Origin of the sequence: Morganella sp. HMSC11D09, from assembly GCF_001807955.1 — a bacterium.
Lineage (GTDB): Bacteria > Pseudomonadota > Gammaproteobacteria > Enterobacterales > Enterobacteriaceae > Morganella > Morganella morganii.
Genome location: NZ_KV791684.1, coordinates 30,590 through 55,818 on the forward strand (window position 1 = coordinate 30,590; position 25,229 = coordinate 55,818).

At 48.2% G+C, this 25,229-nt stretch carries 31 protein-coding genes and 1 pseudogene; 14 read left to right on the top strand and 18 right to left on the bottom strand.

Annotated elements, in window-relative coordinates; all coding sequences use genetic code 11:
* Nucleotides 1–65 precede the first annotated feature (65 nt).
* Together ghrB and HMPREF3119_RS07970 are read left to right on the top strand one after the other, a co-directional pair.
* Entirely contained in the window at nt 66–1,043 is a 978-nt protein-coding gene (gene ghrB, locus HMPREF3119_RS07965; RefSeq protein WP_015422905.1) for a glyoxylate/hydroxypyruvate reductase GhrB, read from the top strand.
* A gap of 227 nt (nt 1,044–1,270) precedes the next feature.
* Nucleotides 1,271–1,471, top strand: a complete 201-nt coding sequence (locus HMPREF3119_RS07970; RefSeq protein ID WP_032098823.1) for a hypothetical protein — start codon at nt 1,271–1,273, stop codon at nt 1,469–1,471.
* A gap of 38 nt (nt 1,472–1,509) precedes the next feature.
* Here HMPREF3119_RS07970 and HMPREF3119_RS07975 read toward each other — a convergent pair whose 3' ends face one another.
* Both HMPREF3119_RS07975 and HMPREF3119_RS07980 read right to left on the bottom strand, forming a co-directional pair.
* Nucleotides 1,510–2,382, bottom strand: a complete 873-nt coding sequence (locus HMPREF3119_RS07975) for a GNAT family N-acetyltransferase (RefSeq protein WP_046024880.1) — start codon at nt 2,380–2,382, stop codon at nt 1,510–1,512.
* A gap of 130 nt (nt 2,383–2,512) precedes the next feature.
* Nucleotides 2,513–3,460, bottom strand: coding sequence for a cation diffusion facilitator family transporter (locus HMPREF3119_RS07980; protein ID WP_070579259.1), 948 nt, complete (start codon nt 3,458–3,460; stop codon nt 2,513–2,515).
* 447 nt (nt 3,461–3,907) lie between these two features.
* Here HMPREF3119_RS07980 and HMPREF3119_RS07985 point away from each other — a divergent pair, with 447 nt between their 5' ends.
* Entirely contained in the window at nt 3,908–4,345 is a 438-nt protein-coding gene (locus HMPREF3119_RS07985) for a universal stress protein (RefSeq protein WP_004238583.1), read from the top strand.
* A 49-nt stretch (nt 4,346–4,394) separates the two neighbouring features.
* Here the strand turns inward: HMPREF3119_RS07985 and psiE are convergent, their stop codons facing one another.
* Together psiE and eco are read right to left on the bottom strand one after the other, a co-directional pair.
* Nucleotides 4,395–4,796 (bottom strand): phosphate-starvation-inducible protein PsiE, encoded by a 402-nt coding sequence (psiE, locus tag HMPREF3119_RS07990; protein WP_004238582.1) that lies wholly within the window; start codon nt 4,794–4,796, stop codon nt 4,395–4,397.
* A 138-nt stretch (nt 4,797–4,934) separates the two neighbouring features.
* Nucleotides 4,935–5,459: a serine protease inhibitor ecotin gene (eco, locus tag HMPREF3119_RS07995; RefSeq protein WP_004240879.1), complete on the bottom strand. Its 525-nt coding sequence runs from the start codon at nt 5,457–5,459 to the stop codon at nt 4,935–4,937.
* 323 nt (nt 5,460–5,782) lie between these two features.
* Here eco and HMPREF3119_RS08000 point away from each other — a divergent pair, with 323 nt between their 5' ends.
* The gene (locus HMPREF3119_RS08000; RefSeq protein WP_004238289.1) at nt 5,783–5,995 is read left to right on the top strand and encodes a DUF465 domain-containing protein; all 213 of its coding nucleotides are present in this window, start codon (nt 5,783–5,785) and stop codon (nt 5,993–5,995) included.
* Nucleotides 5,996–6,138: 143 nt separating this feature from the next.
* Nucleotides 6,139–6,387, top strand: a complete 249-nt coding sequence (locus tag HMPREF3119_RS08005) for a YecH family metal-binding protein (RefSeq protein ID WP_004240880.1) — start codon at nt 6,139–6,141, stop codon at nt 6,385–6,387.
* Between the two features lie 75 nt (nt 6,388–6,462).
* Here HMPREF3119_RS08005 and HMPREF3119_RS08010 read toward each other — a convergent pair whose 3' ends face one another.
* The gene (locus HMPREF3119_RS08010; RefSeq protein ID WP_004238291.1) at nt 6,463–6,714 is read right to left on the bottom strand and encodes a DinI family protein; all 252 of its coding nucleotides are present in this window, start codon (nt 6,712–6,714) and stop codon (nt 6,463–6,465) included.
* A 119-nt stretch (nt 6,715–6,833) separates the two neighbouring features.
* On the opposite strand from HMPREF3119_RS08010, the gene HMPREF3119_RS08015 reads away from it, so the two are divergent.
* Nucleotides 6,834–7,190: a nitrous oxide-stimulated promoter family protein gene (locus tag HMPREF3119_RS08015; RefSeq protein ID WP_004240881.1), complete on the top strand. Its 357-nt coding sequence runs from the start codon at nt 6,834–6,836 to the stop codon at nt 7,188–7,190.
* Here HMPREF3119_RS08015 and HMPREF3119_RS08020 read toward each other — a convergent pair.
* The 5 genes from HMPREF3119_RS08020 to modA form a co-directional block, all read right to left on the bottom strand.
* Nucleotides 7,181–7,735, bottom strand: a complete 555-nt coding sequence (locus tag HMPREF3119_RS08020; RefSeq protein ID WP_070579262.1) for a GNAT family N-acetyltransferase — start codon at nt 7,733–7,735, stop codon at nt 7,181–7,183. The two genes, HMPREF3119_RS08015 and HMPREF3119_RS08020, sit on opposite strands and share 10 nt — an antisense overlap.
* A 71-nt stretch (nt 7,736–7,806) precedes the next feature.
* Nucleotides 7,807–8,520: a bactofilin family protein gene (locus HMPREF3119_RS08025; protein ID WP_004240884.1), complete on the bottom strand. Its 714-nt coding sequence runs from the start codon at nt 8,518–8,520 to the stop codon at nt 7,807–7,809.
* A gap of 420 nt (nt 8,521–8,940) precedes the next feature.
* Nucleotides 8,941–9,564: an ABC transporter ATP-binding protein gene (locus HMPREF3119_RS08030; RefSeq protein WP_004238296.1), complete on the bottom strand. Its 624-nt coding sequence runs from the start codon at nt 9,562–9,564 to the stop codon at nt 8,941–8,943.
* Complete coding sequence (locus tag HMPREF3119_RS08035; RefSeq protein ID WP_004238298.1) at nt 9,551–10,339, bottom strand: ABC transporter permease; 789 nt, start codon at nt 10,337–10,339, stop codon at nt 9,551–9,553. The genes HMPREF3119_RS08030 and HMPREF3119_RS08035 overlap by 14 nt, the downstream gene beginning before the upstream one ends.
* 14 nt (nt 10,340–10,353) lie before the next feature.
* Complete coding sequence (gene modA, locus HMPREF3119_RS08040) at nt 10,354–11,097, bottom strand: molybdate ABC transporter substrate-binding protein (RefSeq protein ID WP_370531222.1); 744 nt, start codon at nt 11,095–11,097, stop codon at nt 10,354–10,356.
* A gap of 661 nt (nt 11,098–11,758) precedes the next feature.
* Here modA and HMPREF3119_RS08045 point away from each other — a divergent pair.
* The 3 genes from HMPREF3119_RS08045 to HMPREF3119_RS08055 all read left to right on the top strand — a co-directional run bounded on the left by HMPREF3119_RS08045 (nt 11,759) and on the right by HMPREF3119_RS08055 (nt 13,926).
* The gene (locus tag HMPREF3119_RS08045; RefSeq protein WP_004240888.1) at nt 11,759–12,568 is read left to right on the top strand and encodes a helix-turn-helix transcriptional regulator; all 810 of its coding nucleotides are present in this window, start codon (nt 11,759–11,761) and stop codon (nt 12,566–12,568) included.
* A gap of 335 nt (nt 12,569–12,903) precedes the next feature.
* Nucleotides 12,904–13,401: a hypothetical protein gene (locus tag HMPREF3119_RS08050; protein ID WP_228342918.1), complete on the top strand. Its 498-nt coding sequence runs from the start codon at nt 12,904–12,906 to the stop codon at nt 13,399–13,401.
* Between the two features lie 150 nt (nt 13,402–13,551).
* Nucleotides 13,552–13,926: a hypothetical protein gene (locus HMPREF3119_RS08055; RefSeq protein ID WP_004238304.1), complete on the top strand. Its 375-nt coding sequence runs from the start codon at nt 13,552–13,554 to the stop codon at nt 13,924–13,926.
* Between the two features lie 9 nt (nt 13,927–13,935).
* Here the strand turns inward: HMPREF3119_RS08055 and HMPREF3119_RS08060 are convergent, their stop codons facing one another.
* Complete coding sequence (locus tag HMPREF3119_RS08060; RefSeq protein WP_004238305.1) at nt 13,936–14,676, bottom strand: cyclase family protein; 741 nt, start codon at nt 14,674–14,676, stop codon at nt 13,936–13,938.
* A 133-nt stretch (nt 14,677–14,809) separates the two neighbouring features.
* Between HMPREF3119_RS08060 and HMPREF3119_RS08065 the strand changes: the two genes are divergently transcribed.
* Complete coding sequence (locus tag HMPREF3119_RS08065; RefSeq protein ID WP_004238308.1) at nt 14,810–15,100, top strand: putative quinol monooxygenase; 291 nt, start codon at nt 14,810–14,812, stop codon at nt 15,098–15,100.
* 32 nt (nt 15,101–15,132) lie between these two features.
* Here HMPREF3119_RS08065 and HMPREF3119_RS08070 read toward each other — a convergent pair.
* Nucleotides 15,133–15,667 (bottom strand): annotated as a pseudogene (locus HMPREF3119_RS08070) (glutathione S-transferase).
* 74 nt (nt 15,668–15,741) lie between these two features.
* Complete coding sequence (locus HMPREF3119_RS08075; RefSeq protein ID WP_004238312.1) at nt 15,742–16,680, bottom strand: LysR family transcriptional regulator; 939 nt, start codon at nt 16,678–16,680, stop codon at nt 15,742–15,744.
* 113 nt (nt 16,681–16,793) lie between these two features.
* Between HMPREF3119_RS08075 and HMPREF3119_RS08080 the strand changes: the two genes are divergently transcribed.
* From HMPREF3119_RS08080 to HMPREF3119_RS08095, 4 genes are all read left to right on the top strand, one after another.
* Nucleotides 16,794–17,246 (top strand): DMT family transporter, encoded by a 453-nt coding sequence (locus HMPREF3119_RS08080; protein WP_032098830.1) that lies wholly within the window; start codon nt 16,794–16,796, stop codon nt 17,244–17,246.
* Nucleotides 17,246–17,674, top strand: a complete 429-nt coding sequence (locus HMPREF3119_RS08085) for a DMT family transporter (RefSeq protein ID WP_083297264.1) — start codon at nt 17,246–17,248, stop codon at nt 17,672–17,674. The genes HMPREF3119_RS08080 and HMPREF3119_RS08085 overlap by 1 nt, the downstream gene beginning before the upstream one ends.
* 79 nt (nt 17,675–17,753) lie before the next feature.
* Nucleotides 17,754–18,062: an antibiotic biosynthesis monooxygenase family protein gene (locus HMPREF3119_RS08090; RefSeq protein WP_004240892.1), complete on the top strand. Its 309-nt coding sequence runs from the start codon at nt 17,754–17,756 to the stop codon at nt 18,060–18,062.
* A 14-nt stretch (nt 18,063–18,076) separates the two neighbouring features.
* On the top strand, nt 18,077–18,772 hold the full coding sequence (locus HMPREF3119_RS08095; RefSeq protein ID WP_070579267.1) for an ArsR/SmtB family transcription factor: 696 nt from the start codon (nt 18,077–18,079) through the stop codon (nt 18,770–18,772).
* Here HMPREF3119_RS08095 and HMPREF3119_RS08100 read toward each other — a convergent pair whose 3' ends face one another.
* The 5 genes from HMPREF3119_RS08100 to speF all read right to left on the bottom strand — a co-directional run bounded on the left by HMPREF3119_RS08100 (nt 18,773) and on the right by speF (nt 25,036).
* Complete coding sequence (locus tag HMPREF3119_RS08100; RefSeq protein ID WP_004238319.1) at nt 18,773–19,039, bottom strand: DUF2798 domain-containing protein; 267 nt, start codon at nt 19,037–19,039, stop codon at nt 18,773–18,775.
* Nucleotides 19,040–19,220: 181 nt separating this feature from the next.
* Nucleotides 19,221–20,642 (bottom strand): DKNYY domain-containing protein, encoded by a 1,422-nt coding sequence (locus HMPREF3119_RS08105; protein ID WP_070579270.1) that lies wholly within the window; start codon nt 20,640–20,642, stop codon nt 19,221–19,223.
* 84 nt (nt 20,643–20,726) lie between these two features.
* Nucleotides 20,727–21,347 (bottom strand): acrylate utilization transcriptional regulator AcuR, encoded by a 621-nt coding sequence (locus HMPREF3119_RS08110; RefSeq protein WP_225806388.1) that lies wholly within the window; start codon nt 21,345–21,347, stop codon nt 20,727–20,729.
* Nucleotides 21,348–21,481: 134 nt separating this feature from the next.
* Entirely contained in the window at nt 21,482–22,810 is a 1,329-nt protein-coding gene (gene potE / locus HMPREF3119_RS08115; RefSeq protein WP_032098853.1) for a putrescine-ornithine antiporter, read from the bottom strand.
* 63 nt (nt 22,811–22,873) lie between these two features.
* Nucleotides 22,874–25,036, bottom strand: coding sequence for an ornithine decarboxylase SpeF (gene speF, locus HMPREF3119_RS08120; protein ID WP_070579272.1), 2,163 nt, complete (start codon nt 25,034–25,036; stop codon nt 22,874–22,876).
* Nucleotides 25,037–25,229 lie beyond the last annotated feature (193 nt).

Below are 25,229 nucleotides of genomic sequence, written 5' to 3' on the forward strand. Positions count from 1 at the left end.
TAGTGATAATGATCATACTATCAAAGAGAGATTATTTTGTGAGTTTTTCACTCAGAGAGGTCATGATGAAACCATCCGTTCTTGTTTACCGCGATATTCCTGACGATATCCTCACCCGTTTGTCCGCTGAGTGCGATGTTCACCGCGTGGCGGAAATTGATCCGGACATTGACCCGTCAGTAAAACCGCTGCTGGCCGGAGCGGATGCTATCCTCGGCTCCGGCGGGAAAATTGATGCCCGTTTCCTGGCGATGGCCCCGAAACTGCGGGTGGCTTCCACCATCACCGTCGGTTATGACAATTTTGATGTCTCTGCCCTCAGTGCACGGAATGTGGTGCTGATGCATACCCCGGATGTCCTGACAGAAACCGTTGCCGATGCCACGATGGCGCTGGTGCTGGCGACCGCACGAAAAATGATTATCAGTTCAGAGCGGGTGAAACGCGGCGAGTGGACAGAAAGTATCACGCCGGACTGGTACGGCTGTGACGTCCACCATAAAACGATGGGAATTGCCGGCATGGGCCGCATCGGTGATGCACTGGCGCGCCGGGCGCACTGCGGGTTCGGCATGAAAGTGCTCTACAATGCCCGCTCCCGCCATGAAAAAACCGAAAAAGCGTATCAGGCGGAATACCGTTCACTGAATGCCCTGTTGGCAGAGTCAGATTTTGTCTGTATCACCCTGCCGCTGACGGCGGAAACCCGCCATTTATTCGGCCGCGAACAGTTTGAAAAAATGAAACGCAGTGCCATTCTGGTCAATATCGGGCGCGGTGCCGTGATCGACGAAGCCGCACTGGCACAGGCGCTGAAAGATAAAACGATCCTCGCCGCCGGGCTGGATGTTTTTGAACAGGAGCCGCTGCCGCCGGATTCACCGCTGCTGTCACTGGATAATGTAGTACTGATGCCGCATATCGGCTCCGCCACCCATGAAACCCGCTATGCGATGGCTGCCTGTGCTGCGGATAATGTACTGCGTGCCCTGAAAGGGGATGTCAGTCAGAATTGCGTCAATCCGCAGGCTCAGCAACAGTAATTATCCCGTCTGTACACAGCAGGTTATCTCTGACGGATAATCTGCTGTCTCTGCTATTTCCGCCCTTCCCGGATAAATGTTAATTTCCATAATTATCAGATAAATACGATAGTATTCATCGCTGATATAGTTCTATCTGTAGCACACTATTCCGGAATACGGAATGCGCCGCGGATCTCAGAGAATTATCAGTTTGAATATATCCCGCAGAAGGGTCGGTTTCTGAAATGAGCAGCGTTGTTTTTCATGATGTACGGGATTGTGCACCACTGAAAAATTACCTGAATAATGCCGGTTATTATCTTTACCGGACGCAGGATCAGGGACAGGATGAAATCTGGTTATCCGCGCGGGATAAAAAAGCGCTCTATTCTCTGCACCGGGATAAACAGGGCCGGTTTGTCCGCCTTTCCCGCAGTTCTTTATAAAAACACAGACGGGTATGTAAAGCCGTCTGTATTTTCCGTCAGAAGGTAATGGAACGACCAATACTGACCGGGTCACACCAGCGGGCTTTATACTCCCCGGACATCATGCCGTAAGAATAGGTCACCGGTGCGGGCAATTCTGCTGTCAGGCAGAGATTGCGCCACATCAGCATCGTGCCGATAGAATATTTGCGTAAATTCATATCGTAGCCGATGTTCAGAAAATCAATAAATGTTCCCCGCTTTGACGGTGTGGAAAGCAATAACTGAATACCCACTGCTTTACCGTCCAAAAACGCAATTTCCCCGAAAAAGTTATTATAGCAATGATGAAAAAGTGCGCGGATAACCGGATCGTTCTCCACCTCATGCCCCCGCCGGTCGGCATATAACCGGAAGTAGGTTTCAAATAAAAAATCCGGTCCGGCCGTGCTGACATTTTCAAATGTCCCGCCATCAGCCATAAATTTACGGATCTCTTTTTTCCGGGTGGCTCTGGTTTTGGAAGAAAAAGCAGACAGATCTTTTGAAACGGCCACATGACGCCGGGAAAACAGCGAAAATGAGCTGTTATAAAACTGACGGCATTCTGTACTCAGGGATTTGGTTTTAAACGGCAGAAAACATTTAATATTTTTATTAAAAGGCAGCAGGATGGAGTAGCGGGGGAAATACATCCACTTCAGGCGGTTTGCGGGGTTATTATTGTCGTTTGCCAGCCAGCCGTTATCTGTGCAGACAGCACCTTCAATAACGCCTTTTTTTGTGTAAGCGTAGAAATCCGGTTCAACGCCCTGCTTCATGGCAAACTTAATATAGTGCGGTGAAGTTTCGGCGTTATAACCGAACTTTTCACAGCAGGCTTCATAGTCACTGAAGCTGCATTTTTCCCATCCCCGGAATTTCATCATACCCGCAGTGTTCTGCCCATTAATGTAATTATGTCCGCTATTCTAATTAAACCGGGTACAGGTGCAACTAATAACAGAACCACCGTGGCAGGTTCATCCCCGCCACGGTAATTCTGTCAGAAGATAATAATCAGGTTGTCAGCCCGGCCCGGACGGACTGGGCGGGATCAATATGCGTCATCACACTCAGCACCTGCGGGTCACGGCGGATATTCATTTCCGCTGCAATAGCGATATCATGCCCTTCTTTAACCGTCAGGTTTTCATCAATTTCAATATGGACATCCACCAGCAGATAATCGCCGGACTTACGGGTTTTCAGATCATGAACCCCTTCCACCCCCGGGGTATCCATCACAGACTGCGTGATTTTGGCGATGGTTTCTTCATCCGCGCCGCGATCCATTAAATCCTGGAGAGATTGCAGGGTAAATTTCACTCCCATGCGCAGAATAAACAGCCCGACCACCAGCGCTGCGATCGGATCCAGGATTTTATATCCCATCAGACTGCCGGAAATACCGATGGCCACCACCAGCGATGATGCCGCATCCGAACGGGCATGCCAGGCATTGGCTTCCAGCATATTGGATTTCACTTTGCGCGCCACATGCAGCATATAGCGGAACAGGCCCTCTTTCGCCAGCAGTGCCAGCAGCGCGACATACAACGCCAGCGAGTGCACTTCGGGAATCGTTTCCGGCGACATAATCCGTGAACCGGCGGTCCACAGCATCCCGCCGCTGACGACCAGCAGCAGCACGCCCAGAACCAGTGATGCCACATTCTCATAGCGGAAATGGCCGTAAGGGTGTTCTTCATCCGGCGCTTTACGGCTGCCGCGGTTGGCAATCAGCACTACAAAATCAGCGATAAGGTCAGACAGAGTATGAACCCCGTCAGCAATCAGCCCCTGTGAGTGCGAGAAAATACCCGCCACTATCTGCCATGCAGACAACAGGGTATTCACCCAGACGCTGACCCAGGTACTTTTTTTCGCGGCCGCGAATTTTATCTCACGGCTGATATTCGCGCTGTTTTCTGCGGTTTCATCCGCCTGTGCAGGTATATTGGACATAATTTAATTCCACATTATTTTTGTGGTTAATACAAAGCAAATACATGCTGTGGATCGTGATCATTATAGTTCAGCAAACGGATTAATGCCGTTCTTTCTGAACAGGAAATAAAGAATTACAATTAATAAGGTTAAATCAGAATATTAATTCAGCGCCCGCAGTATGCCACAATATTTTTTTCACGTCTCCAATTTTATGATTTTATTTGATTTTTATAACTGAGAATCATTATTCTTATCGCTTTTAAAACGGCTTCTTTCATTCCCCGTCACTGATGACGTTATCATTATTCTCTTTAATTCATTCCCTCTTTTTTATTATTGTTAATAATAAAAATAAACGATAGTTATTTTCATTTCACAAATTAAATAAGCTGCCGTCATGATCACAGCACACGCTGTCATTTTTTGTCATACTGTTACTGATTTCAGTTAACAGGAGGCTGTATGTACAACACGATTCTGGTTCCGATTGATATTCTTGAAGATGACCTGACAGACAAAATGCTGCCCCATGTGGAAGCACTGGCGAAAATTGATAATCCGAAGATCCACTTCTTTACCGTTATCCCTAACGTGGAAATGTTCTTCGGGGTGGAATACGCCTCAATGCCGGTCAGTATGCGGGAATCCGGAGAGCGCATTGAGCTGGCGCTTGCCGCACTGAAAGAAATTATTAAAGGAATTGCTGTGCCGGAAAGTCAGTACACCCTGCACGCGGCTATCGGATCAGCCAAAAACGAAATTCTCTCTTATGCCAAAGATATTAACGCCGACCTGATCCTGATGGGCTCTCACCGCCCGGGTGCGGCAACATTCCTGCTCGGCTCTACCGCCGCAACGATTGTCCGTCACGCCAAAACCTCGGTGATGGTTATCCGCTGATCCCGTCAGTCTGTTTATTCTGCCCCGCGTCACAGCGGGGCATGTTATTTCAGCTGCGTTTAAGCTTATCGGTATTTGCCAGATATAATGCCACGGTCAGCGCCAGTATTGACAGGGTATGCAGGAATGTCGCATTGGCATCTGAATGATCGACAATAATTAAACGCACCATCGCCGTAATGCCGATATAGATAAAATAGCGCAGAGGGAAATGGTAGCCCGACGAAAAATATTTCACAATTAAGGCAATAAATTCAAAATAGAGGAAATAGGTCACGATACTGTCTAATAACAGATAGGTTGTTTTCTCCTGCGCGGAAAACAGCAGATTAATCAGCGTCAGTGTTTCCTTTCCCATAAATACAATCAGCAGCACACCTAAAATCAGCAGTGCAATATTCAGAACCCATTGCAGCACAGTTGCTATCTGGCGGGATGGCTGAAATTCCATAATCAATAGCCTCAGTGATAGACGACAATTACGCCCGTAAACAGTATGGGTTTAAGTGTACGACGAAATGATGACAGAACCGAATAAAAAACAAAAAACACGGCAGGCGCCGTGTTTTATGTATCAGATATTAACGGATTATTTGGCCGGTGCATCCAGCAGCTGATTATCCGTGCTCCAGATACGGTATTTTACTTCCACATCTTTCGGGGCGTACACCACAACCGGCAGGCGGCTGTTGTAACGGACGAATGCTTCGTCACCCAGGTTAGCGCTGACAAACGCTTCGCGTTTTTCATTATTGAGGCAGCCCATCATGGTGGACATCGGCCCGGTTAAGTCGCCGGTCTCATAATAGTCATAGCCGAAACCATCAACGGTTTTCTGTGTCAGCGTACCGCCGAACCACTGGTGGTTACAGTCCACCATCTGTTTTTTACCGATCACCAGCTCAATTTTGTACTGCCCTTCATCGGCTTTCGGCTCTACGGCAATCACATGGCGAACCTGATCTGACGCAGCCTGCGGGAAGTGTTTCAACTCACTCATGCCGTTGTCAGTTTTCACAATCTTCAGCGGCTCCATATCAGTGGTTTTTGCTTCTTCAGCATAAGCGCCTGCGGCAGCGAACATGGCCATAACAGGAAGGATCAATTTTTTCATCAAATAATTACCTTGTTTTATAAGTACATTTGATTATGAAATCGTCTCATAATCTTCATGCTGACTATTAAGAACATTATAATAATCTTTAGTTCACCGCCAGAGTAAAACACAGAATATTCTTACAAAATGGCAGATAATCTCAGATAAATCACCACTGCCAGTGTGTTAAACCAATAACTCTGCCGGATGCCATCATCACCATCAATAAATCACGATGTATTTATGCCATTTTGATCACGGATATAACGATACGCCCCATGCATTCCGGCGTACATTTGTTATACTGAAAAAGCTGTATTCCCCGTCAAACAGGAGGTTCTATGCCACTTGATCAGCAAGCCCTTATAGCACAGCTTAAAGATTCAAATCCTCGTTTTGCCGCACTGTATCTGAAACATCATCAGTTAAATAATGAAATTGCCGAGCTTGAAGGCCCGAACGGCGCAGGCTATAACGACAATGTCGTCCGGCTGAAAAAAGAAAAACTGCACGTAAAAGATGAGATGCAGCGCATTTTAACGGAGTGTCAGTAAGTTTCTCCCCTGTCAGATAACGCCCTTTCGCGGGCGTTATCTTATGTCTCCTTCCCTTTCGCACCATAATCTGACCTGACGCAATCTATTGCACATCAAAAGATGCATAATAATTACATCTTTACTATCCGACCGGAGTTATTATGTCTGAGAAAGCCTCTGTCCATGGCCACGAGGTCATGAATATGATTATTGAAAGCGGGAAGAATTACACCACAGAATCACTTATCGCCGATATTCACGCCACGTTCGGCGAAGATACCCGTTTCCATACCTGCTCGGCAGAGAATATGGATGCAAAAGCGCTGGTCAGTTTTCTGGCGGCACGCGGGAAGTTTATCGGTACTGAAGAGGGATTCAGCACATCGGCTGAGAAAATCTGTAATCACTGAACAGCGAAAAAAGACCGCTATCTCCCCTGAAGGCACAAAAACCGGGAGATAGCGTTTCCTGTAACAGGAAGAAAATCATGATTGCGCGTTGTCATCATCCATCCAGCTGTCATCTTCCCAGATGGTCTGAATAGTATCCATCAGCGACTGTTTATCGTCGGGGGATTTCACGCCGGAAATATTAATCGTGGTCTGGCTGCTTTGCGCAATACGGAACTGCATATCCGGATATAACGGCAGGATCCGGCGTTTTAACTGGACTTCAAGGGACTGAATAAGATGCGCAGGCACTGCATTTCGTTTATCTAACAGAATTTCAATACGCATGGTGTTGCTCTCCGTAAACTGTATACATATACAGTATTTTATTTTTAAATAAAAAGAAAGCAAATTTTAAGCACAGTATTTAAATTTATGGGCTTTACTGCATGAAAGAGGAGTTTCCGATGGCCGGCAAACGTATTTTACGGGAAATAAAAACCGTTACCCGTATGGTGGAACTGTATGAACAGCGCCATCCGGCACCGGCAGATACTCCGGAACATTACCGCGATCTGCTGGCGTATGCAGTGAAACGGCTGGAAAAATGCCGTTACGGTGAAGACAAACCAGCCTGCAAACAGTGCCCGGTGCACTGTTATCAGCCAAAACCGCGGGAAGAGATGAAAGTGATTATGCGCTGGGCCGGGCCGCGTATGCTGTGGCATCATCCGATCCTGGCTGTCCGTCACCTTATTGATGACAAAAAGCCGGTACCGCCTCTGCCGCAGCGCCGCCGCACGCCCCGCAATAATCAGGACTGACGCGCGCGGTATTCCGCCTGTGTGATCTTATACAGCACATGCGTCTGTAACGGATGCCCCTGTTCCAGTGACGGATGCAGAAACTCCCGCTGATACCGCATTCCCGTTTTCACCATCACCCGTTCAGAAGGCAGATTTACCTTCGCGGTAAACGCGACAATCTCCGGCATATTCAGCGTCATAAAGGCATGGTGCAGCACCGCGTTTGCCGCTTCGGTTGCATAACCTTTACCGTGAAAGCGTTTCGCCAGACGCCAGCCGATTTCAGTACACGGACTGAAATCAAACGGCGCGGACGGGATATTAAGACCAACAAACCCGGTAAATTCCCTGTTGCTTTTTTCTTCCGCCACCCACAGCCCGAATGCTTTCTGCCGTTCAAAACGACGGGTAATTTCATCCGCCATCGCATCACTTTCTGCCGCACTCAGGCAGGCCGGAAAAAAGCGCATAACGTCCGGATCCGCATTCAGTGCACGGAACGGTGCATAATCATCCGGTGTCCAGGGACGCAGGTGCAGACGCGGGGTATCAAGAGTAAGCATATAATCCTCCGGTTCATTCAGTCATGAAATATACCGGAGGAGTATAACGGATTTACGTGAGGGCGGCGCGGTTACACGCGCTTAAAGACAGACGGGACTTTCTGCGGCTCTTTGTTTTTTCCGTTACCGTTCTGTGACGACGATTTCGGCGCGGATTCCTGTGATTTTTCCGCCGCTGCGTCTGATTTTTCAGACTGCTTCAGCTCAGTCACTGCTGCCGGCTTATTATTTTCCGGGCGGGACTGAGGAGCCTGTGCTGCGGCAGCCACTTTACCGGCAGGGGCATACGGCTCTGACTGGCCGATAAAGGTACCGCCTTTGCGGATAGAGAAATTAGAGGCGCGGCAGACGCCGTTAAGCTCACCGTGCTCAAGAATTTCCAGCTGTTCGACGGTACAGGTGCCGGTCAGCACGCCGTCAATCAGCAGGGTTTCGGCAAAAATATCCCCTTCCACCACACCGGACTGCATAATGCTGACCGAGCCGGAACGGGCTTTGATTTGTCCCTTAATTTTACCCCAGATTTGCAGATTACCGCTGATTTCAACATCACCGGTCAGGCGGGTTTCTTTGCTGATCACCGTCGGCTGGCGGGATTCAAGAGACGCCAGCGGACGCTGTTTCTCTTCACCGCGTGCTGACAGCAGCTGGGTAATTTCATTTGCCTGAGCACTGAGTTCAGCCGCTTTTCGTTCTTCTTCTTCTCTTTCTTCTCTGGTTTTTTGCAACGGTGCCGCAACCGGCTCCGTTTCAGGGGTATCTGCTTGTTTTTTCTTACCGAACATGACGTTTTTCCTTTTCCTTTCCGGGAGAATCGTAATAGCACAGATAACGGCGGCGATACCTGTTAAATAAACAGGCCACGATGCGTGCCCGGCTATCACTGCATACAGTAACAATCCCCATAAAAACCAAAGGGATGTCAGCATAATATTAAGCATGGCAGACCTTTGTGATGGTATTTTTACGTTACGGAAGATACTTTTGCATATTGTACGCAGCCGCCGCGCCGGTAAAGGGCGGATTAAGACCAGTATCAGTATGTAATCAGGGAAATAGAGAAAGCGGTGACTATAGCCGGATACACTCCGTGTACCCTGTGACAGCATCCCTTCATTACAATCCGTCACCGCCCTCTCAGGGGTCTACCTTAACTGAAGAGGGCAGAATAAAAATATCACAATTACGACAGGATTTTATCCCTCTCAGGCCCCTTTAGTCCCCCGGATTTTTCCGCCTTCTGCCGCTAAGCGGTATTGTGCCAGCGCCTCTGCCTCTTCTGGTTCATGCGTGACCAGAATCGTGGTGATCCCTTCTTCTTTCAGCAGATTAATCTGCGGCCATAACTGCCTGCGGGTCGCCCAATCCAGCCCGGAAAACGGTTCGTCCAGCAACAGCAGTGCCGGCGGTGAGATCAGTGCGCGGGCCAGTGCCACCCGCTGCTGTTCCCCGCCGGAAATCTGATGCGGAAAACGCGCCGCCAGATGTGCCACCTGCATTTTATCCAGCAGTGCCAGAGCCTGTGATTTGTCCCGCTTTAACCCGGCGGCATACTGTGCCAGCCGTAAATTGCCCAGAACCGTCAGCCACGGAAACAGCCACAGCCGCTGATTAAGATAACGGCAGGGGCGTTTCCAGACCGGCAGCGGATCCAGGGGAACATCCCCGAGCCGGATGGAGCCCTGATAAGGCAGATAACCGGCAATGCAGTTCAGTAATGTGGTTTTTCCGCTGCCGGAAGGGCCGCAGATCGCGGTACATTGTGCGCGCGGCAGTGTCAGCGAGAGATCCTGCAGGATCCCCGCACTCAGATGTTCAACGTGCAGCATGTGAAGGTTGCCTTTTCAGCCGGTGCAATGCGACCAGCAAAACAATCGCCAGTGCCATCAGGATCAGCGCGCAGCCGAGCGCGAGTGAAAAATCACCGCTGGCAATATTAAGATAAATTGCCATTGGCAGAGTTTCGGTTTTAAAGCGGGTGGCACCGGCCAGCATCAGTGTGGCACCGAACTCCCCCAGCGCCCGGGAGTAGGCGAGGATCCCGCCGCTCAGCAATCCCTGCAGACACAACGGAATTTCCGCCAGCAGCAGGGTTTTTCCGGGGGTCAGCCCGAGATTCATTGCCGTGCGGACATATGCCGGATCCACCGAGGCAAACGCCCCCTGCGCCGAACGGTACAGAACCGCTGACGCGACATAGGTCTGGGCAATAATCACACCCACCGGGGAAAACAGCCAGCGCCCCAACTGCGGGAAAATTCCGGCCAGCGGGCCCTGACTGCCCAGCAGCAGTAACAACCCGATACCAATCACCAGCGGCGGCGTGACCAGCGGGACATCAAACAGCGCATCCGCCACCCGCTTGCCGGGGAAATCCCCCCGCACCATCACCCAGGCGGCCGGTACGGCAATCAGAAATGCCAGTACCAGCGATGTCAGTGAGGTTGCCAGCGACATCAGCACCGCAAAATGAAACTCAGGGTCAGTAATCAGCTTAGTCAGCAACGCCGGCGTTACCTGAAACAGTAACGCCAGCAGAGACCCGGTAATCAGACACAACAACAGTAACAGGGGCACCAGCGCCCATTTCATCACCGGATACATCGGTAATACCGGAATCAGTGCGCATCAGCCGGTCTGACCGGCAGAAAACCATAATCGGTGAAGGCTTTGATCCCTTCCGGAGAGGAAAAATACTCCGCCAGTTGTTTTGCTTCTGCCGGGGATGCACTGGTGCTGAGTACCGCCAGCGTAGCCACCTCTTCCGGGCTGCCTTCCGGTGACGGCAGAATAATCAGTTTATCGTGGTTTTTCATGGCATCGGCGCGGCCGATAACCGCAGCATCCACCTCACCGTTAAGCAGATACATCGACAGGTGTTTAATCGTTGCCGCCCGGACAATGACTTTTTCCCGCAGTGCATCACCGTAACCGCTGGCATCCAGTAAAACTTCACCGCTGCGGCCCAGCGCAATGGCTTTCGGGTCCCCCATGCCGATACGCAGATTACTTGCGGCAAGATCTGCAATACTGTTAATTCCGTCTGCTTTATCTTTGCGTACTGCAATCACCGGAATATGCCGGACAATCGGATAACTGTCTGTCACCTGTTTTTCTTTCCGCAGCTTTTCCACGTAATCCGCTGATCCCGGGAAAAACAGATCACCCTGCTTTGTCAGTTCAAACCGGGTCAGGATCTGTCCGGAACCGCCATATTCCACCGTTACCGTATTACCGGTCTCTCTTTCAAACTGGCTGATCACCTTTTCAACCGGCGGGCGCAGACCGGCGCCGGCATACATATGTAACTCAGCGGCCACCGCGGCCGGTACGGAACAACAGAACAGTAATGCGGAGAGCATCAGACGACGGGACGACATAGTAACCTCACTCGTTATATATTTTTTTATATAATGATTAAAAACGGTGAGTGGTGCAAGGGACAGTCATCACGAAACGGCGTATCATCTGTCATGTCCGGTGGCGTTACCCGCCGGAAATAATCCGCGATACAAATAATATATAAATTATATATTCACCAGGAAAATTTTAATCAGCTATATGCAGCATAATAAAAACATAAAATTAAAAGTGATAACATCAATAATCATAACAGAAACAATCATTACATTTTTGCAGAGTAATACTCTGCCCTTCGCCGGTAACAACAGTATTAATTAATATCCGCTCAATATATCCATCAATAAAACAGATTCAATGATAATGAACTGTATATACACCCCACCCGCAAAAAACATAATAACAACAAAACAGCATCATTTTAGAAACATAATTCATAATGACATTACTTGTTATTCAGTGAAGTTATTCATCATGTAAATAAAATAGCACCCAAACCAATAAATAAAGCCGTTAATGTCATAAAAACTAATTATCAAGTAGAAAAGCCCGATATTAGTTATATAATTATTTATACCGGATGGTTTGGCACTGTCCCTGTTATTTAATTTCCGAAAATTAAGCCATATTGTTCACTCTGAGATGCCCATGAACTCACGTACTTTGACATCTGACAATAATAAAGAGATACAATCTGTTATTGTTGAGCCCGATATTTTCAATATTACCGAACAACAGGAAAAAGGTCTTTACCTTCTGATGTCCGGAAAAATGAAATGGCAGGATTGCATAAACTCATACACACTTAATGACAATGAAGTTATTTTCTCCAATCAGGGAAGCTATGCATACCAGCATATTTCCGGCGAAATTAACTTATTATGGGTTCCGCTGAACAACCATTTTCTGCGGGATTTTCTTCACCGTTTTTCTGATACTCTCAGCCACCTTCACCGTGTTACTGATCCGACATCCGGACTCATTTATTTTCCGCAGTCCGCTATGCTGAAAAACAGTATCAGCGGGTTTTATGATGCTTATTGTAATAATGCGCCATCACCGCTGATAAAGCTGAAGCTGGAGGAATTATTATTAATTATCGCCCTGAGTGAAGAAGGCACACGTCTGATGTCGGTATTGCGTCAGCTGAGTAACCGCCAGGCAGAACGTTTGCAGAGCTTCATGGAAAAGCACTATCTGAAAGACTGGAAGTTAAATGAATTTTCCAGAGAATTTGGTATGGGCCTGACAACATTCAAAGAGCTGTTCGGCTCGGTATACGGTACATCTCCGCGGGCATGGATAAGCGAACGGCGGTTGTTATTTTCCCATCAGCTTCTGCTTAATACCCAGATGAGTATCGTTGATGTCTCAATGGAAGCAGGGTTCTCAAGTCAGTCGTATTTTACCCAGAGCTACCGTAAGCGTTTCGGATTTACGCCCAGCAAAGCCCGGGGTAATCATATAAACTGACGAATTGTGATAAAAACAGAAAACAAAAATAATACCGGAAAAAAACGGGTCTGTTAAGCTGCGTTCCTTTGCTTCACTTTTATTCGCCAGAGGGATTTATGCTTAATAAAACGATGTATCATCTTTATCTGTCAGATGATCGAATATATAACTCAGAAGACGCCTGTAAAGAAAATGATTTATTATCTGAATATCTTACACGTCAGCAGGCAGACAACTTAAAAACAACAGATTGGTTCCGCCGCAGAAAGAAATGGAATATTCCTTTTCAGTATCATGACCTGACCATGATCAGACAGACAATACAGACTTACCCTGATAACTGGGATGCCTGTTTGTCTGACACAATTATATTATCTGCGTCCCGTTACTGGATTGACGGATTATTAAACGAAACGTATGAATACTGGATAAAAGACACACACCGTGAGCTGTGGGATCTGGAAGAAGAATATAATCGACGCAGAATAATAAACCGTCAGCTGGCTGCCCTGCATGCGCTGTACAGTGCATATTATCCGCAGACGGAGCAGTCAGAGCTGTCAGATATCAAAAACAGTTTCGCGGAGTCCGCACAGGATCTTTCCCGGACAGAGCATAATATTCACACTCTCCGGGGAGAAATTTCGTTCACGCTGCGTCATTTTGTTAATCTGTTCCGTGATGTTATTTATCATCATAAGTCCTTGCAGGACAACCGCATTCCGGACTATTTCCGTACTGCCGTACAGCTGATTTTGCAGCTGAAAAACAACAATGATGATGACCGGCTGTATCAGTGGCTGAACAGCCGCAATATCTGTCTGACGACAGATAAAATACACTGGTGCTGACAGCACCGGCAAATATACCGGATAAAGGGATAGCAATATCCCTTTTATCTGACTGCATATAGCAATAACAGATAAAAATAAAATAGTGACTACGACGGGAAATAACACACGAACGGCATTTGCCTGACAACCTCAAGAGGATTGATATTTATGTACCGTCACACTGAAACGACTGCTGTCACACCTGTGTTTACCGATGAACGCCGGTTGTTATGGCAGACACTGGAGACATTCCCTGCCGAAAGTCAGGAATACCGGGATATCTGTGTAAGTTTACTGGCTCCGGTGATTTGTGATCTGAAAAAAACAAAACATACCGGACAAATCACCAGAGACTCACTCTTACAAATCCTGTCCCACTATGATGAATACGGCGAACAGCAGGAATTTATTTTGTCCCGGCTGTGGCAGTCACTGCCGGCGTCATTATCTGACAGTGACCTGAAATCACTGATTGCCACCGAAATCAATCAGTTGCTCTATGTGAATAACCAACTGACTTTCTCTCAGTTTAATCTCCGCTGATACGCCGCATTAATCCGGCAAAATGGCAAATGACCGGACCGGGAACCCGCCTGCATTGTCCGGCTTTGCCACGATATTAAAAATCACCGCACCTTTGGCCGGGACTTTATCGAGATTGGTCAGCAGCTCTATCTGATACGCATCCTGATCCAATACAAAATATTCCGCCCGGAGTGCACTATTTTTGCGGAAATCCTGCGCCGAATCGGTATCAAAGGTTTCATGCCCCACGGCGCTGATCCCGCGCTCACGAAACAGAAATTCCAGTGCGTCCATTCCCCAGCCCGGAATATGGTTGTTGCCTTCCGCATCTTTATTATCCATCAGTGCCTGTGACGGCCAGCGTTTGCTCCAGTCCGTGCGCAATGCCACGAAACTGCCGCTTTCAATACGTCCGTGAATCTGTTCAAAAGCCAGTACATCGTCTGCGGATAGCGCAAAATCTGCATCTTTCTGTGCTCTGGCGGACTGATCAATCACCACCAGCGGCAACACCAGCTCTTTCAGTTCCAGATCATGCACAAAGCGCCGCCCCTGTACAAAATGGCACGGCGCATCAATATGGGTGCCGTACTGGCCGGGAAACGTGAACTGCTGGGCAAAAAAGCCGTCACGGTAATCAAACAGTGTTTTAAACTCCGCCGGTTCAAACATAAAAAAGTGCGGTGAATCCGCATTAAATGCATGTGTCAGGTCAATCCATTTTTTGGATTTCAACAGATTCACGGCTTCAGTTAATGATAATGACATTCTGCCCCCTCAATGTTATACCGGTAGTTGTTGTGATTTATGCTCTGGTTATCAGTCAGAATTTACACGGCTTGCCGGGGAAGTCATTTGCAGATATTTCATGTTGTTGTCCGCACCGGACAAGGGGAACACAATGTTAAAAGTGATTGCTGAAGATTTTATGCAGCCGGATGCCGTTGAGATCCTGATGCCGATGTATGAAGAACTGGTTGCCGCCACCCGCCGTGAGCCGCTGTGTATCAGTTATGATCTGTTTGTCGATCAGAAAGACCCGGGGCATTTTGTTTTTATCGAAACCTGGCCGGATCAGGCCGCGCTGGATGCCCATTGTGCCAGTGAGCACTTCCGCCGCCTGGTACCCGCCATTAATAAATATCAGCGTGCCGAACCGCGTTTTATCCTGATGGACAGCGCCGTTAAGTAATAATCAGGGCGGATATCCCCGCCCTTCCTGATTCAGTCGTGGTCGATTTTCGCTTCTTTCGCTGCCGCCTCACACCACTCAATGATGGCAGGATGCGCCAGGATCCGGTCAATCCATGTCTGTGCCGCCGCTGAAAACGGCAGCTGATAAGTCCGTGCCCGCAGGGCCACCGGCACATAAAAAGCATCCGCCGCACTGATATTTTCCCCTGCCAGCCACGGGCCACCGAACCGGGTTAATCCCTCACACCAGATCTTATCCAGACGCTGACACTCTTTCTGTAATTCCGGTGTCATCTCTGCGGCCGGGCGGCTTTCCGAGCAGTTCAGCGGGCACTCACGGCGCAGCGTGGTAAACCCGGAATGCATTTCTGCCGCGGCAGAGCGCGCCCAGGCACGGCACCAGCCCGGACGGGGAAAAGCGGAGAAATTTCTCATAACTGCTGCCGCCCGGTACAAAGGTGGCCAGCTGTTCATCAAACGGAATATTCAGGGCTTTCAGTAAAAACCAGGGTCTCAGCGACCAGGAAGAGTAATTTTTATTGGCGATCCACAATTGCAGAGACATATAACCCCTCTCAGTGAAATTAAAATAAATGATATAAACAGCAGGCTGATTGCCTTATCCAATGTATCCGGTTTTTATTCCGCTGCCTTAAAAAAGGATAAATCCTGTTCATATTCTTTCTGATAGTGCCCTTCCGTACCCAGCGTATCCTGCAAAAAATGTAAAAATGCGGAGACTTTTTTCGGCAGATATTCACGATCCGGATAAACCGCATAGATGTGATGCCGTGGCAGCAGGTATTCCGGCAGCAGCGGGATCAGCCGCCCGGCGCGGATATCCGGTGCCGCGATAAACTGCGGCAGCTGGCAGATCCCCGTTCCCTGTAAAACAGCCTGATGCAGCGCCAGACTGTTGTTGGCACGCAGAGTGCCCTGCGGGGTAAAACGCACCACGTCTCCCCGGTGCAGAAATGTCCATGACTGACCGGCCTGAAAATAGCTGTAAAACAGGCAATTATGAGATTTCAGGTCAGTCAGATTCTGAGGTGTACCATGTTGTGCCAGATAGGCGGGAGACGCACACAACACGCTGCGGCAGGGAGATAACACGCGGGCAATCAGAGAGGAATCCTGTAATTCACCGATCCTGACAGCCAGATCAAACCCTTCCCCGACCAAATCCGTCAGTTTGTCATCAAATACCATTTCCGCCTGTAATGACGGCCAGCGCTGTAAAAATTCAGGTATTAATTTAGCCAGATGCAGACTGCCGAACACCGCCGGCGCACTGATTTTCAGTGTGCCGTCAACCTCACGGCTGTAATGTGACAACGCATCCTGCCCGTCCAGCACCGCCTGATGGGCTTTTTTCAGATAGGTGTAATAAAGCTGTCCGGCTTCAGTCAGTTGTAAATGGCGCGTGGAACGGGTGACCAGCCGGATGCCGGTTTGAGTCTCCAGCGCCGCCAGTTTTTTACTGACCGCCGATTTGGTCATATGCAGATATTCTGCTGCTTTTGTCAGGCTTCCCTGCTCGGTGATCGCAATAAACACCGGTAAAAGTGAAAAATCCATCTCAGCTCCTTTATTGTCAACTCACAGGAAACTCTGTTTTTCCGTTTATAGCGTTTATTCCGGGCCCCGGCAATCTCTATACTCTCTCCGTCCGCAATAAAGTGAAAATAACGATGAAAAAAGAGATCCTGTTACCGCTGATAGCCTTACTTTCCGGGGTATTACTCACCCTGATGATTATGAGCAACAGCTATTTATCCACCTTTACTTCTCCGCTGCACGCCTCCTGGCTGACACACGGCATCGGTGCCATTGTTGCCCTGATTATCTGGCTGACAGTGAAAAAGCACCTGCCGCCACGCCACGCCGGTACAAAAATGCCGCTGTGGTGCTATCTCGGCGGGATACCCGGTGCGTTTACCGTACTGCTGGCGGCGATCACCGTTAACAGCCCGCTGTCACTCTCCGGCTCGATTGTACTGATGCTTGCGGGGCAGATAGTGACCGGGCTGATTATCGACCATTTTGGTCTGATGGGACTGACACGGCGCAAAGTGACAAGCCGCGACGGGCTGACACTGCTGCTGTTATTCAGCGGCTGTATTTTGATCATTGCAGGAAAATAATGATGTTACTGTTTTATATTACTATCGCGCTGACAAATGGCATTTGTATTATTTTCAGCCGCAGTATTAACGGCAGATTATCTCAGAGCAGCAATGCGTTTTATGCCTCGCTGGTTAATCATATTGCCGGTTTTATCTTTCTGAGTGTGGTTGTACTGTTTTACCTGCCGCAGTTCCCCATCACACTGAACAGTATTCCGCTGATTACATTCACCGGCGGTATTATCGGTGCCTGTTTCGTGGTGATAAACAGTTATATTCTGCCGCTGCTCGGCGCCACACTGACCACCATTCTGGCTATCTGCGGCCAGGTATTATCCGGCTTTATTATCGATATCATACAGCACGGCATGCCGTCACATCTGCTGATGCAGATAACCGGTGTCATCTTAATCCTGCTGGCTATCGCTGTCCGCTACCGGAAGTAATTTTTCTTATTTCGTTACTCAGCGAAGTGTTTTCTCTGTGCTTCCGATATGATTAGCCGGACTGCATAAGGAGAATCCCATGTTTGCTGTAATTTTTGAAGTAACTATGCCGGAAAACAAACAATCCCGCTATCTGGATATCGCTGCCGGATTACGCCCGCTGCTCAGTGACGCAGAGGGCTTTATCTCCATTGAACGTTTTGCCAGCCTGAGCACACCCGGTAAATTATTGTCGCTCTCATTATGGGAAGACGAAGCCTCTCTGCTGAAATGGAAACAAAACCTGCAGCACCGGCAGGCTCAGGAAGAAGGTAAAGCGGATATTTTCTCTTTTTACCGCATCCGTATTGCTGAAATCACCCGTGAATATGACTTCGGGCAGGAATAACCGGCGGAGCTGATATGTCAGAAAAACACGCACCTGAGTTAGAAACCGCGCTTGCCGGTGTGGCTGCGGCACTGGCTGATCCGTCCCGTATCCGCATGCTCTGCGCCCTGATGGACGGCAGAGCCTGGACAGCAACTGAACTGAGCATTGCCGCGGATATCAGTGCCTCCACCGCCAGCGCCCATCTGGCAAAACTGGTCGCCGGAAAGCTGATCATCTGTATTCCGCAGGGGCGTCACCGCTATTATCAGCTGGCCGGATTAAACGTGGCCGAAATCATCGAAAAAATGATGAATCTCACCGGTATTCCGGTAACAGCCGCCATCCGCAAATCCTCCGCCCCGCCGCATTTACGGCAGGCCAGAACCTGTTATGACCATCTGGCCGGGGAAACGGCGGTGGCTGTGTATGATGCGATGCAGGAAAAAGGGTGGATAACCGCTGACGGTACTATGCTGACAACGGTGGGAGAATCTGCACTGACCACACTCGGGCTGCCTGCCGCTCACACGGTAAAACGGGTTTTCTGCTGCGGCTGTCTGGACTGGAGTGAACGCCGGTTTCACCTCGGTGGCTATCTGGGCGCCGCCCTCTTCACTCACTGTGAGCAACAGGGCTGGCTGACCCGCACACCGGGCTACCGTGAAGTGACAATTACCGGAAAAGGAAAAAAACAATTCCGGCAATGGTTAGGGATTCAGATCCCGTAATTATGAACTTCTGACCAGTAATAACGATAATTTACGGGCGAACGGCAGAACAAATAAGACGGTCGGGAATGCAATGGCCCAGGATATACCCCATGACGTCAGCCACGGAGAAACCAGCAGCCAGGAGAATCCCAGCGCTTTGACGGTACTGATAAACGAAACAATACCACTCATAACCAGCGATAAGAAAAAAGGCACCAGGAAGATTAACGCGCGCTGAGGCAGCTTCGGAAAACCTAAAATATAGTTTTTGTCCTGAAAAGACATAGACGACTCCGTATAGTGACGACACAACAACACATAACTGTTGTAATGCACAAAGTTACATGCGTTGATTAACGTAAACGCTTACGGGTCAGAGAATTGACCTTTGATGGCGCTATTCTATGAATCTGAATGTGTTTGTCAAATGCAATTTATTCTCAATAAGAAAAATAATTGCGGTTACTCAGTCATCATCAGAAAAATTCAGGAAACTGAACATACTCTCTTTATAACGGGTAGTGGCCTTCAGCATTTCTGTACCAGAAATATCCTGCAAACGCCCGTCATGCGCCATTTTCCGGAGGTCATCAACCCGGAGGTCATCACTCAGCAGCGCGCGTACCGTCATATTATCCGGAATTAAATAGATCGGTCCGCGCATAAGCTGTGATGCGCCCAGCCGGTCAAAATAATAATATTGTCCGCCTTTCTGCCAGACCTCCCCGTAATGGTGAGAAGTAATATCGCCGATTTTTTCCCAGTTATCCGTTGTATTATCACCGAGACGATAAAGTATAGTACTGCGGGAAATAAGACCCGGTGATTTCCGGCCGCCCCATGATTCTGAACCCTGCAAATACCGGGTTTCATTGCCGCAGGTGAAAATCAGCGGTGATATTTCCCGGCAACTATCCTGCAATGGCGGATTATCACCGGCGCGGCGGATTTTTTCTTTTTTCCGGTCATAAAAGTAAACGCCATTCCGGGATAAAAACAATCCCTGATTTACATGCTGACCATAGTAACTGATCACGCGGTAAGGCGCATATTCCGGCGGGAACATGACATTATTCATGGCCGCCTGACCGGTTTGCGGATCAAATAAATAGGCTTCCTGAAATAAATTACCGAGGTAAAAACCATACAGTGATTCTGTATCTTTCAGCGGTAATAAATGGCGCTGATAATAAACATGTTCCCCGTCGTGATAAAATACCCGGCTCTCACGCACTGATTTATCATTCTGCCGGACAGCCACAGGACGCAATGTCTCCGGGTTTGCCGCCGGCATTAATTTACCGTCAAAGAAAACCTGTTCTCCGTTACTGACAAGCCCGGAATCCGCTGATATCCGGTAAGGTGTGGCAGACGGTGGCAACTGTTGCTGCGGATAATAGTAAGTCAGAGGCTTATCACTCAGTCCCCAGCCGTAACGCCATTGCTGATACAGCTTTTGCAGGCCGGTCAGTTCATTATTTATCCGCGTATAAGGGGCACAGAAAACCGTATTTTTACCATCCGTAAAATAGCCATTCCCGATAGTAACCGCCGTCTGAGGATTAAAATCCGCGACGGGAAGATTACCGCACCAGGCGTGATATTTATCGGCTGCAAATTGCCGGCCATTGTGGTTGTTATTGTCAGGCAATAATCTGAAACTGTCCGGGTCCGCACCGGGGATTAAAAAATACCCGTCAGACGGAGCAGCGGCATACACCCGACCGTCATACAATGTAAAAACGGAGTGCCCGAATGATTTCCCGTTCCGGTCAATATCGTAATACGGTGTTTTATCCATGGCCAGAATGATCCCGGATATAAACAGGACGGAGACCAGCATAATGCCGGACATAATGATAAGAACAAGGCGTTTGCGGGCTTTCATAGGATGGAAATAGTATCCGAAAGCATTGCCGTCTGCTATCAGAGAAAACCATTTTTCAGCCCGGAATCATCATCTTTCCGGCTGTTATACCAGTATCTGCTTCATAAAAATTGTAATAAACAGATCCAGCGGTTCACCATTACGGGTCAGTTTGGCACGCATGACCGCCCCTTCCCAGCCCGCCCAGAAAAAAGCCGCCATCTGCCTGCAGTCAGTATTTCCGGAAATAAGATTTTGCGCCTGTGCTTCCAGAAGACAATTCTCCACTTTCTTTTGCCAGCCGGTAATAATGTCATTGAGTAATTCACAATACCCGGCCGGCAGACTGATAACTTCCTGCCCGAGATTGCCGATCAGACACCCGCGCTGCCAGTGATATTTTTCCATTCCGGATTTGGCAATCCTGCAAAATGTCAGTAATCTTTCCGGTGGCGGCAATGTGGTATCAGACAGACATTTATCCAGCAGATGAGAAAAACAGCGGTCATAATGACGTATCACTTTCACACCGAAATTTTCTTTACTGCCAAAGTAATAATAAAAAGATCCCTTCGGAATACCTGCTTTTGTTAATATTCTGCTGATATCTGACGTCATATATCCTGTTTCGGTAAACACCTCCGTACCGCTGCGGATCAATATTTCTTTTACATCGGTACCTGCATCATGGTTTTTCGGCGGTCGTCCCCGTTTCGGCTTTGTCATTATTGCTGTCATTACGTTTTATCTCTGTTATGCGGAATATACAGATTGCTGTTCGTATACATTCCGGCTGTTTCGCTGCAGGAAAAAATCCTCCCGCCGTTACTGCACGGGAGGAACCCACCGGAGAGTGTTCGTTATTTCATCATTACGTCCTGGTTTTGTTTCATTTCAAACCGCGGGGAAACAAAACCATACAGTGTCCAGCCGAGGAAGGTGGCAAGCGCCCCCCACATCACAGCATCTTCACCGGATGAATACAGCGCATAGAAACTATAAACAGCACCGATAAATGCAATCACATTGCCTGTCCGTGCTTTCTTAGGATCCACATTGGCGACTTTCTGCAGAATAATCATGGCAGCCATGGAAAGGATATAAGGGATAATATTAGTAACAACCGCCAGGTTAACCAGCACATTGAACTGTTTATTCAGTGACGGACTGATGGTCATCAGCGACAGTGCAGACTGAATAATAACAATAACCAGCATACCTTTTACCGGGGCATCCGCTTTGGTAACAGCAGAAAAGATTTTCGGGAAATAACCGGAATCGGATGATGATTTAAATACCTGCGCAATGGTGAACTGCCAGCCTAATAATGAACCGCAGCAGGACATAATCATCAGCGCCATAACAACCTTACCCACACCCGGCGTAAACATTTGTGAGAATGCCAGGCCAAACGGTGCAGTAGAGTTTGCCAGATCCATATTCGGTACAATACCGGCAATGACGTTTGTTGATACGATATAAATAACCGCTGCGCCTAATGTTCCGCCCAATACTGCTATCGGCACATTTTTCTCAGGATTATCAACCGCCTCACTGTTAGCACAGGCTGACTCCATTCCTAAAAATGCCCATAATGTCATCGCAATAGAGGAACCGACCGCCTCAAAAAGCGGAAAATTATGCGGGTTCCAGGAATTAACATACAGTTCAGGACTGAACCACCACCAGCCGATAACCGAAATACCAACAACCGGAATAATGACCCCCCAGACAGTCACACTGCTGATCCGTCCGGTGATCCGTGCACCGCCGAAGTTTGCCACCGTACAAATCCACAACACAACAATTGTGGCAATACAGATACCCAGCGGCGTCATCGCCGCATCCATCAGTTCAGCCCCATAACCGACGGCTGAAATCGCGATCGCAACGTTTGCAATCAGCAGAGAAACACCATAGGTATAATTCGCCATAAAGTTACCGGATTTACCGAATGCGTATTCCGCGTAACCTCCCATCCCGCCGCTGCGGCGGCTGTACATACCGCACTTGGCAAATGCATAAGCCAGAGCCATAGAACCGACGGCGGTCACAAGCCATGACAGAATAGAAACCGTCCCCACTTCCGCCAGTTTTGTCGGCAGCATAATGATGCCGGATCCCATCATATTCACTGCGGTTAATATAGTGAGCTGTAATACGCTCATTTTATTCTTTGAAGCACTCATCATATTTCTCCCCGGCTGACGGAGCACGCTCATCCGCGCTCCGCCATGCACGAATTAACGAACTCAGTGTTTAATTACATAGCCGTATGCCCGCTGACGGCCATCTTCATCACAGCGGATATACACACCCTGTAATTCCGGTGAGAATCCCGGGAAGAGGTTAATCCCCTCCTCGAGCGCCAGAAAATATTGCTGCACGGAGCCGCCCCAGATTTCCCCCGGAACCACACACAGAACCCCCGGCGGATAAGGCAGAGCACCTTCAGCCGCAATACGGCCTTCAATCTGATCCACCGCAACCAATTCCGCGTTGCCGCGTACAAACGCAATATTCGCTGCCTGCGGTAACATGCTGACCTGCGGGAAGTGTGATTTGCGGAACATCTCTTTCTGGAGTTGTTTCACATTAAACTTCACATACATATCATGCATTTCCTGACATAACTGACGGATGGTATACCCCTGATAACGGGCTTCATGCGCATGATATACAGACGGCAGTACCTCTTTCAGCGGAGCATCCTGTTCCAGTAATTGCTCAAAACGGGCAATCTGAGCCACCAGATGCTGCATTTTTGCCATGCTTTCAGCAGGTGTCAGCAGGAACAGAATGGAGTTGAGATCGCATTTTTCAGGAATGATATTATTTTCACGCAGATAGTTAGCCAGAATCGTTGCCGGCACACCGAACGCTTCATAATTACCGGTTTTGGCATTAATACCCGGCGTTGTCAGCAGTAATTTGCACGGGTCAACAAAATACTGATTTTCTTCATATCCCTCAAAGGCATGCCAGCGCTCACCCGGCACAAAATTGAAGAACCGGAGATCATTGGCAATCACATCAGTCTCAAAATCGCCCCATGAACGGCCATCAATAGTTTCCGGAATGAACGGGCGGATATGTTTACAGGATTTCAGCAGCAACTTACGGGTTTCAATCCCGGTTTTCACGCAATCCATCCATAAACGCTTACCTGATTTCCCTTCATGCATTTTGGCGTTCACATCCAGCGCGGCAAACAGCGGATAGAACGGGCTGGTGGAGGCATGCATCATAAAGGCATTATTCAGACGCTTATGATTCACATAACGGCTCTGGCCTTTAATATGACTGTCTTTTTTATGGATCTGAGATGTCTGAGAGAAACCGGCCTGTTGTTTATGAACAGATTGTGTGACCAGAATTCCGGGATCATTTTCATTCAGCTCCAGCAAAAGCGGAGAACAATCCTTCATCATCGGAATAAACTGTTCATAACCAACCCAGGCAGAATCAAATAAAATGTAGTCACATAAATGACCGATTTTATCGACAACCTGGCGTGCGTTATAAATTGTTCCGTCATACGTACCCAGTTGAATAACCGCCAGACGGAACGGACGTTTTTCGCCGGTTCGTTCAGGTGCGACTTCTTTAATTAAGCTGCGAAGATAATCCTCTTCAAAACAATGAGCATCAATCCCGCCGATAAATCCGAACGGGTTGCGCGCAGCTTCCAGATAAACCGGTATTGCCCCCGCCTGTATTAATGCGCCGTGATGATTTGATTTGTGGTTGTTACGATCGAATAATACCAGGTCACCCGGCGCCAATAAGGCATTAAGCACCACTTTATTTGAAGACGACGTACCATTAAGGACGAAATAGGTTTTATCCGCGTTAAAAACTTTCGCCGCATGCTGTTGTGCCGCGCACGGAGCCCCTTCATGAATCAGCAGATCCCCCATGGAGACATCCGCATTACATAAATCAGAACGGAATAAATTTTCGCCGAAATATTCAGCAAACTGGTTACCCAGCGGGTGACGGCGGAAAAACTCCCCGCCCTGATGTCCGGGACAATCAAAAGCTGAATTGCCCTGCTCAACATATTTTTTCATACTGCCGAAAAATGGCGGTAACAGACTTTCTTCATATTTCAGCGCCGCTGTTTCCAGTTGCTTACTGTATAATTCACCGTTCTTTTTATTTAAATCAATCACGCCGGTTAACCGTGTAATGACATCTGCCGGAATGACTTCGTGATCACTGATTACAGCAAAAACCGGCTGTTCAAAACTGTGCTGCTCAATAAAATCCAGCTTTCCGTCGCGGATATCATCAAGTGAAATAACGATGACAGCAACATCCGTAAAATCTGTATTCAGGATATCCACACATTCCCGGTGTGTTGAAATATAGTCAGACATATCATAGCTGACAGCGATTTTATAACTTTTCATTTTCATACCTTTTATTTTTGGCAAAAAATTCCCGCTGAAATATTCAGAAAAAATATTTCAGTTATTTATTTTCATAAATGCGAGCTTGTTCCCTCAATATACTATTGAGTTAAAAAATCACATTTCTCTTTATGCCATTACGTATGCCAAAACAATATTCAGGACTGACAGTTTTCACTATCTCAGCAAGGGC

Coding starts and splice junctions, on each gene's coding strand:
- HMPREF3119_RS08085 (WP_083297264.1), top strand. CDS start 17,246: ATGATGTTACTGTTTTATATTACTATCGCGCTGACAAATGGCATTTGT.
- HMPREF3119_RS08080 (WP_032098830.1), top strand. CDS start 16,794: ATGAAAAAAGAGATCCTGTTACCGCTGATAGCCTTACTTTCCGGGGTA.
- psiE (WP_004238582.1), bottom strand. CDS start 4,796: ATGGAATTTCAGCCATCCCGCCAGATAGCAACTGTGCTGCAATGGGTT.
- HMPREF3119_RS08100 (WP_004238319.1), bottom strand. CDS start 19,039: ATGTCTTTTCAGGACAAAAACTATATTTTAGGTTTTCCGAAGCTGCCT.
- HMPREF3119_RS07970 (WP_032098823.1), top strand. CDS start 1,271: ATGAGCAGCGTTGTTTTTCATGATGTACGGGATTGTGCACCACTGAAA.
- HMPREF3119_RS08060 (WP_004238305.1), bottom strand. CDS start 14,676: ATGTCATTATCATTAACTGAAGCCGTGAATCTGTTGAAATCCAAAAAA.
- eco (WP_004240879.1), bottom strand. CDS start 5,459: ATGAAAAAATTGATCCTTCCTGTTATGGCCATGTTCGCTGCCGCAGGC.
- HMPREF3119_RS08075 (WP_004238312.1), bottom strand. CDS start 16,680: ATGGATTTTTCACTTTTACCGGTGTTTATTGCGATCACCGAGCAGGGA.
- HMPREF3119_RS08025 (WP_004240884.1), bottom strand. CDS start 8,520: ATGTTCGGTAAGAAAAAACAAGCAGATACCCCTGAAACGGAGCCGGTT.
- HMPREF3119_RS08005 (WP_004240880.1), top strand. CDS start 6,139: ATGTCTGAGAAAGCCTCTGTCCATGGCCACGAGGTCATGAATATGATT.
- HMPREF3119_RS08105 (WP_070579270.1), bottom strand. CDS start 20,642: ATGAAAGCCCGCAAACGCCTTGTTCTTATCATTATGTCCGGCATTATG.
- HMPREF3119_RS08030 (WP_004238296.1), bottom strand. CDS start 9,564: ATGCTGCACGTTGAACATCTGAGTGCGGGGATCCTGCAGGATCTCTCG.
- HMPREF3119_RS08065 (WP_004238308.1), top strand. CDS start 14,810: ATGTTAAAAGTGATTGCTGAAGATTTTATGCAGCCGGATGCCGTTGAG.
- HMPREF3119_RS07985 (WP_004238583.1), top strand. CDS start 3,908: ATGTACAACACGATTCTGGTTCCGATTGATATTCTTGAAGATGACCTG.
- HMPREF3119_RS08000 (WP_004238289.1), top strand. CDS start 5,783: ATGCCACTTGATCAGCAAGCCCTTATAGCACAGCTTAAAGATTCAAAT.
- HMPREF3119_RS08035 (WP_004238298.1), bottom strand. CDS start 10,339: ATGTATCCGGTGATGAAATGGGCGCTGGTGCCCCTGTTACTGTTGTTG.
- HMPREF3119_RS07975 (WP_046024880.1), bottom strand. CDS start 2,382: ATGATGAAATTCCGGGGATGGGAAAAATGCAGCTTCAGTGACTATGAA.
- HMPREF3119_RS08055 (WP_004238304.1), top strand. CDS start 13,552: ATGTACCGTCACACTGAAACGACTGCTGTCACACCTGTGTTTACCGAT.
- HMPREF3119_RS08090 (WP_004240892.1), top strand. CDS start 17,754: ATGTTTGCTGTAATTTTTGAAGTAACTATGCCGGAAAACAAACAATCC.
- HMPREF3119_RS08015 (WP_004240881.1), top strand. CDS start 6,834: ATGGCCGGCAAACGTATTTTACGGGAAATAAAAACCGTTACCCGTATG.
- HMPREF3119_RS08020 (WP_070579262.1), bottom strand. CDS start 7,735: ATGCTTACTCTTGATACCCCGCGTCTGCACCTGCGTCCCTGGACACCG.
- HMPREF3119_RS08110 (WP_225806388.1), bottom strand. CDS start 21,347: ATGACAAAGCCGAAACGGGGACGACCGCCGAAAAACCATGATGCAGGT.
- speF (WP_070579272.1), bottom strand. CDS start 25,036: ATGAAAAGTTATAAAATCGCTGTCAGCTATGATATGTCTGACTATATT.
- HMPREF3119_RS07980 (WP_070579259.1), bottom strand. CDS start 3,460: ATGTCCAATATACCTGCACAGGCGGATGAAACCGCAGAAAACAGCGCG.
- HMPREF3119_RS08095 (WP_070579267.1), top strand. CDS start 18,077: ATGTCAGAAAAACACGCACCTGAGTTAGAAACCGCGCTTGCCGGTGTG.
- modA (WP_370531222.1), bottom strand. CDS start 11,097: ATGCTCTCCGCATTACTGTTCTGTTGTTCCGTACCGGCCGCGGTGGCC.
- potE (WP_032098853.1), bottom strand. CDS start 22,810: ATGAGTGCTTCAAAGAATAAAATGAGCGTATTACAGCTCACTATATTA.
- ghrB (WP_015422905.1), top strand. CDS start 66: ATGAAACCATCCGTTCTTGTTTACCGCGATATTCCTGACGATATCCTC.
- HMPREF3119_RS08010 (WP_004238291.1), bottom strand. CDS start 6,714: ATGCGTATTGAAATTCTGTTAGATAAACGAAATGCAGTGCCTGCGCAT.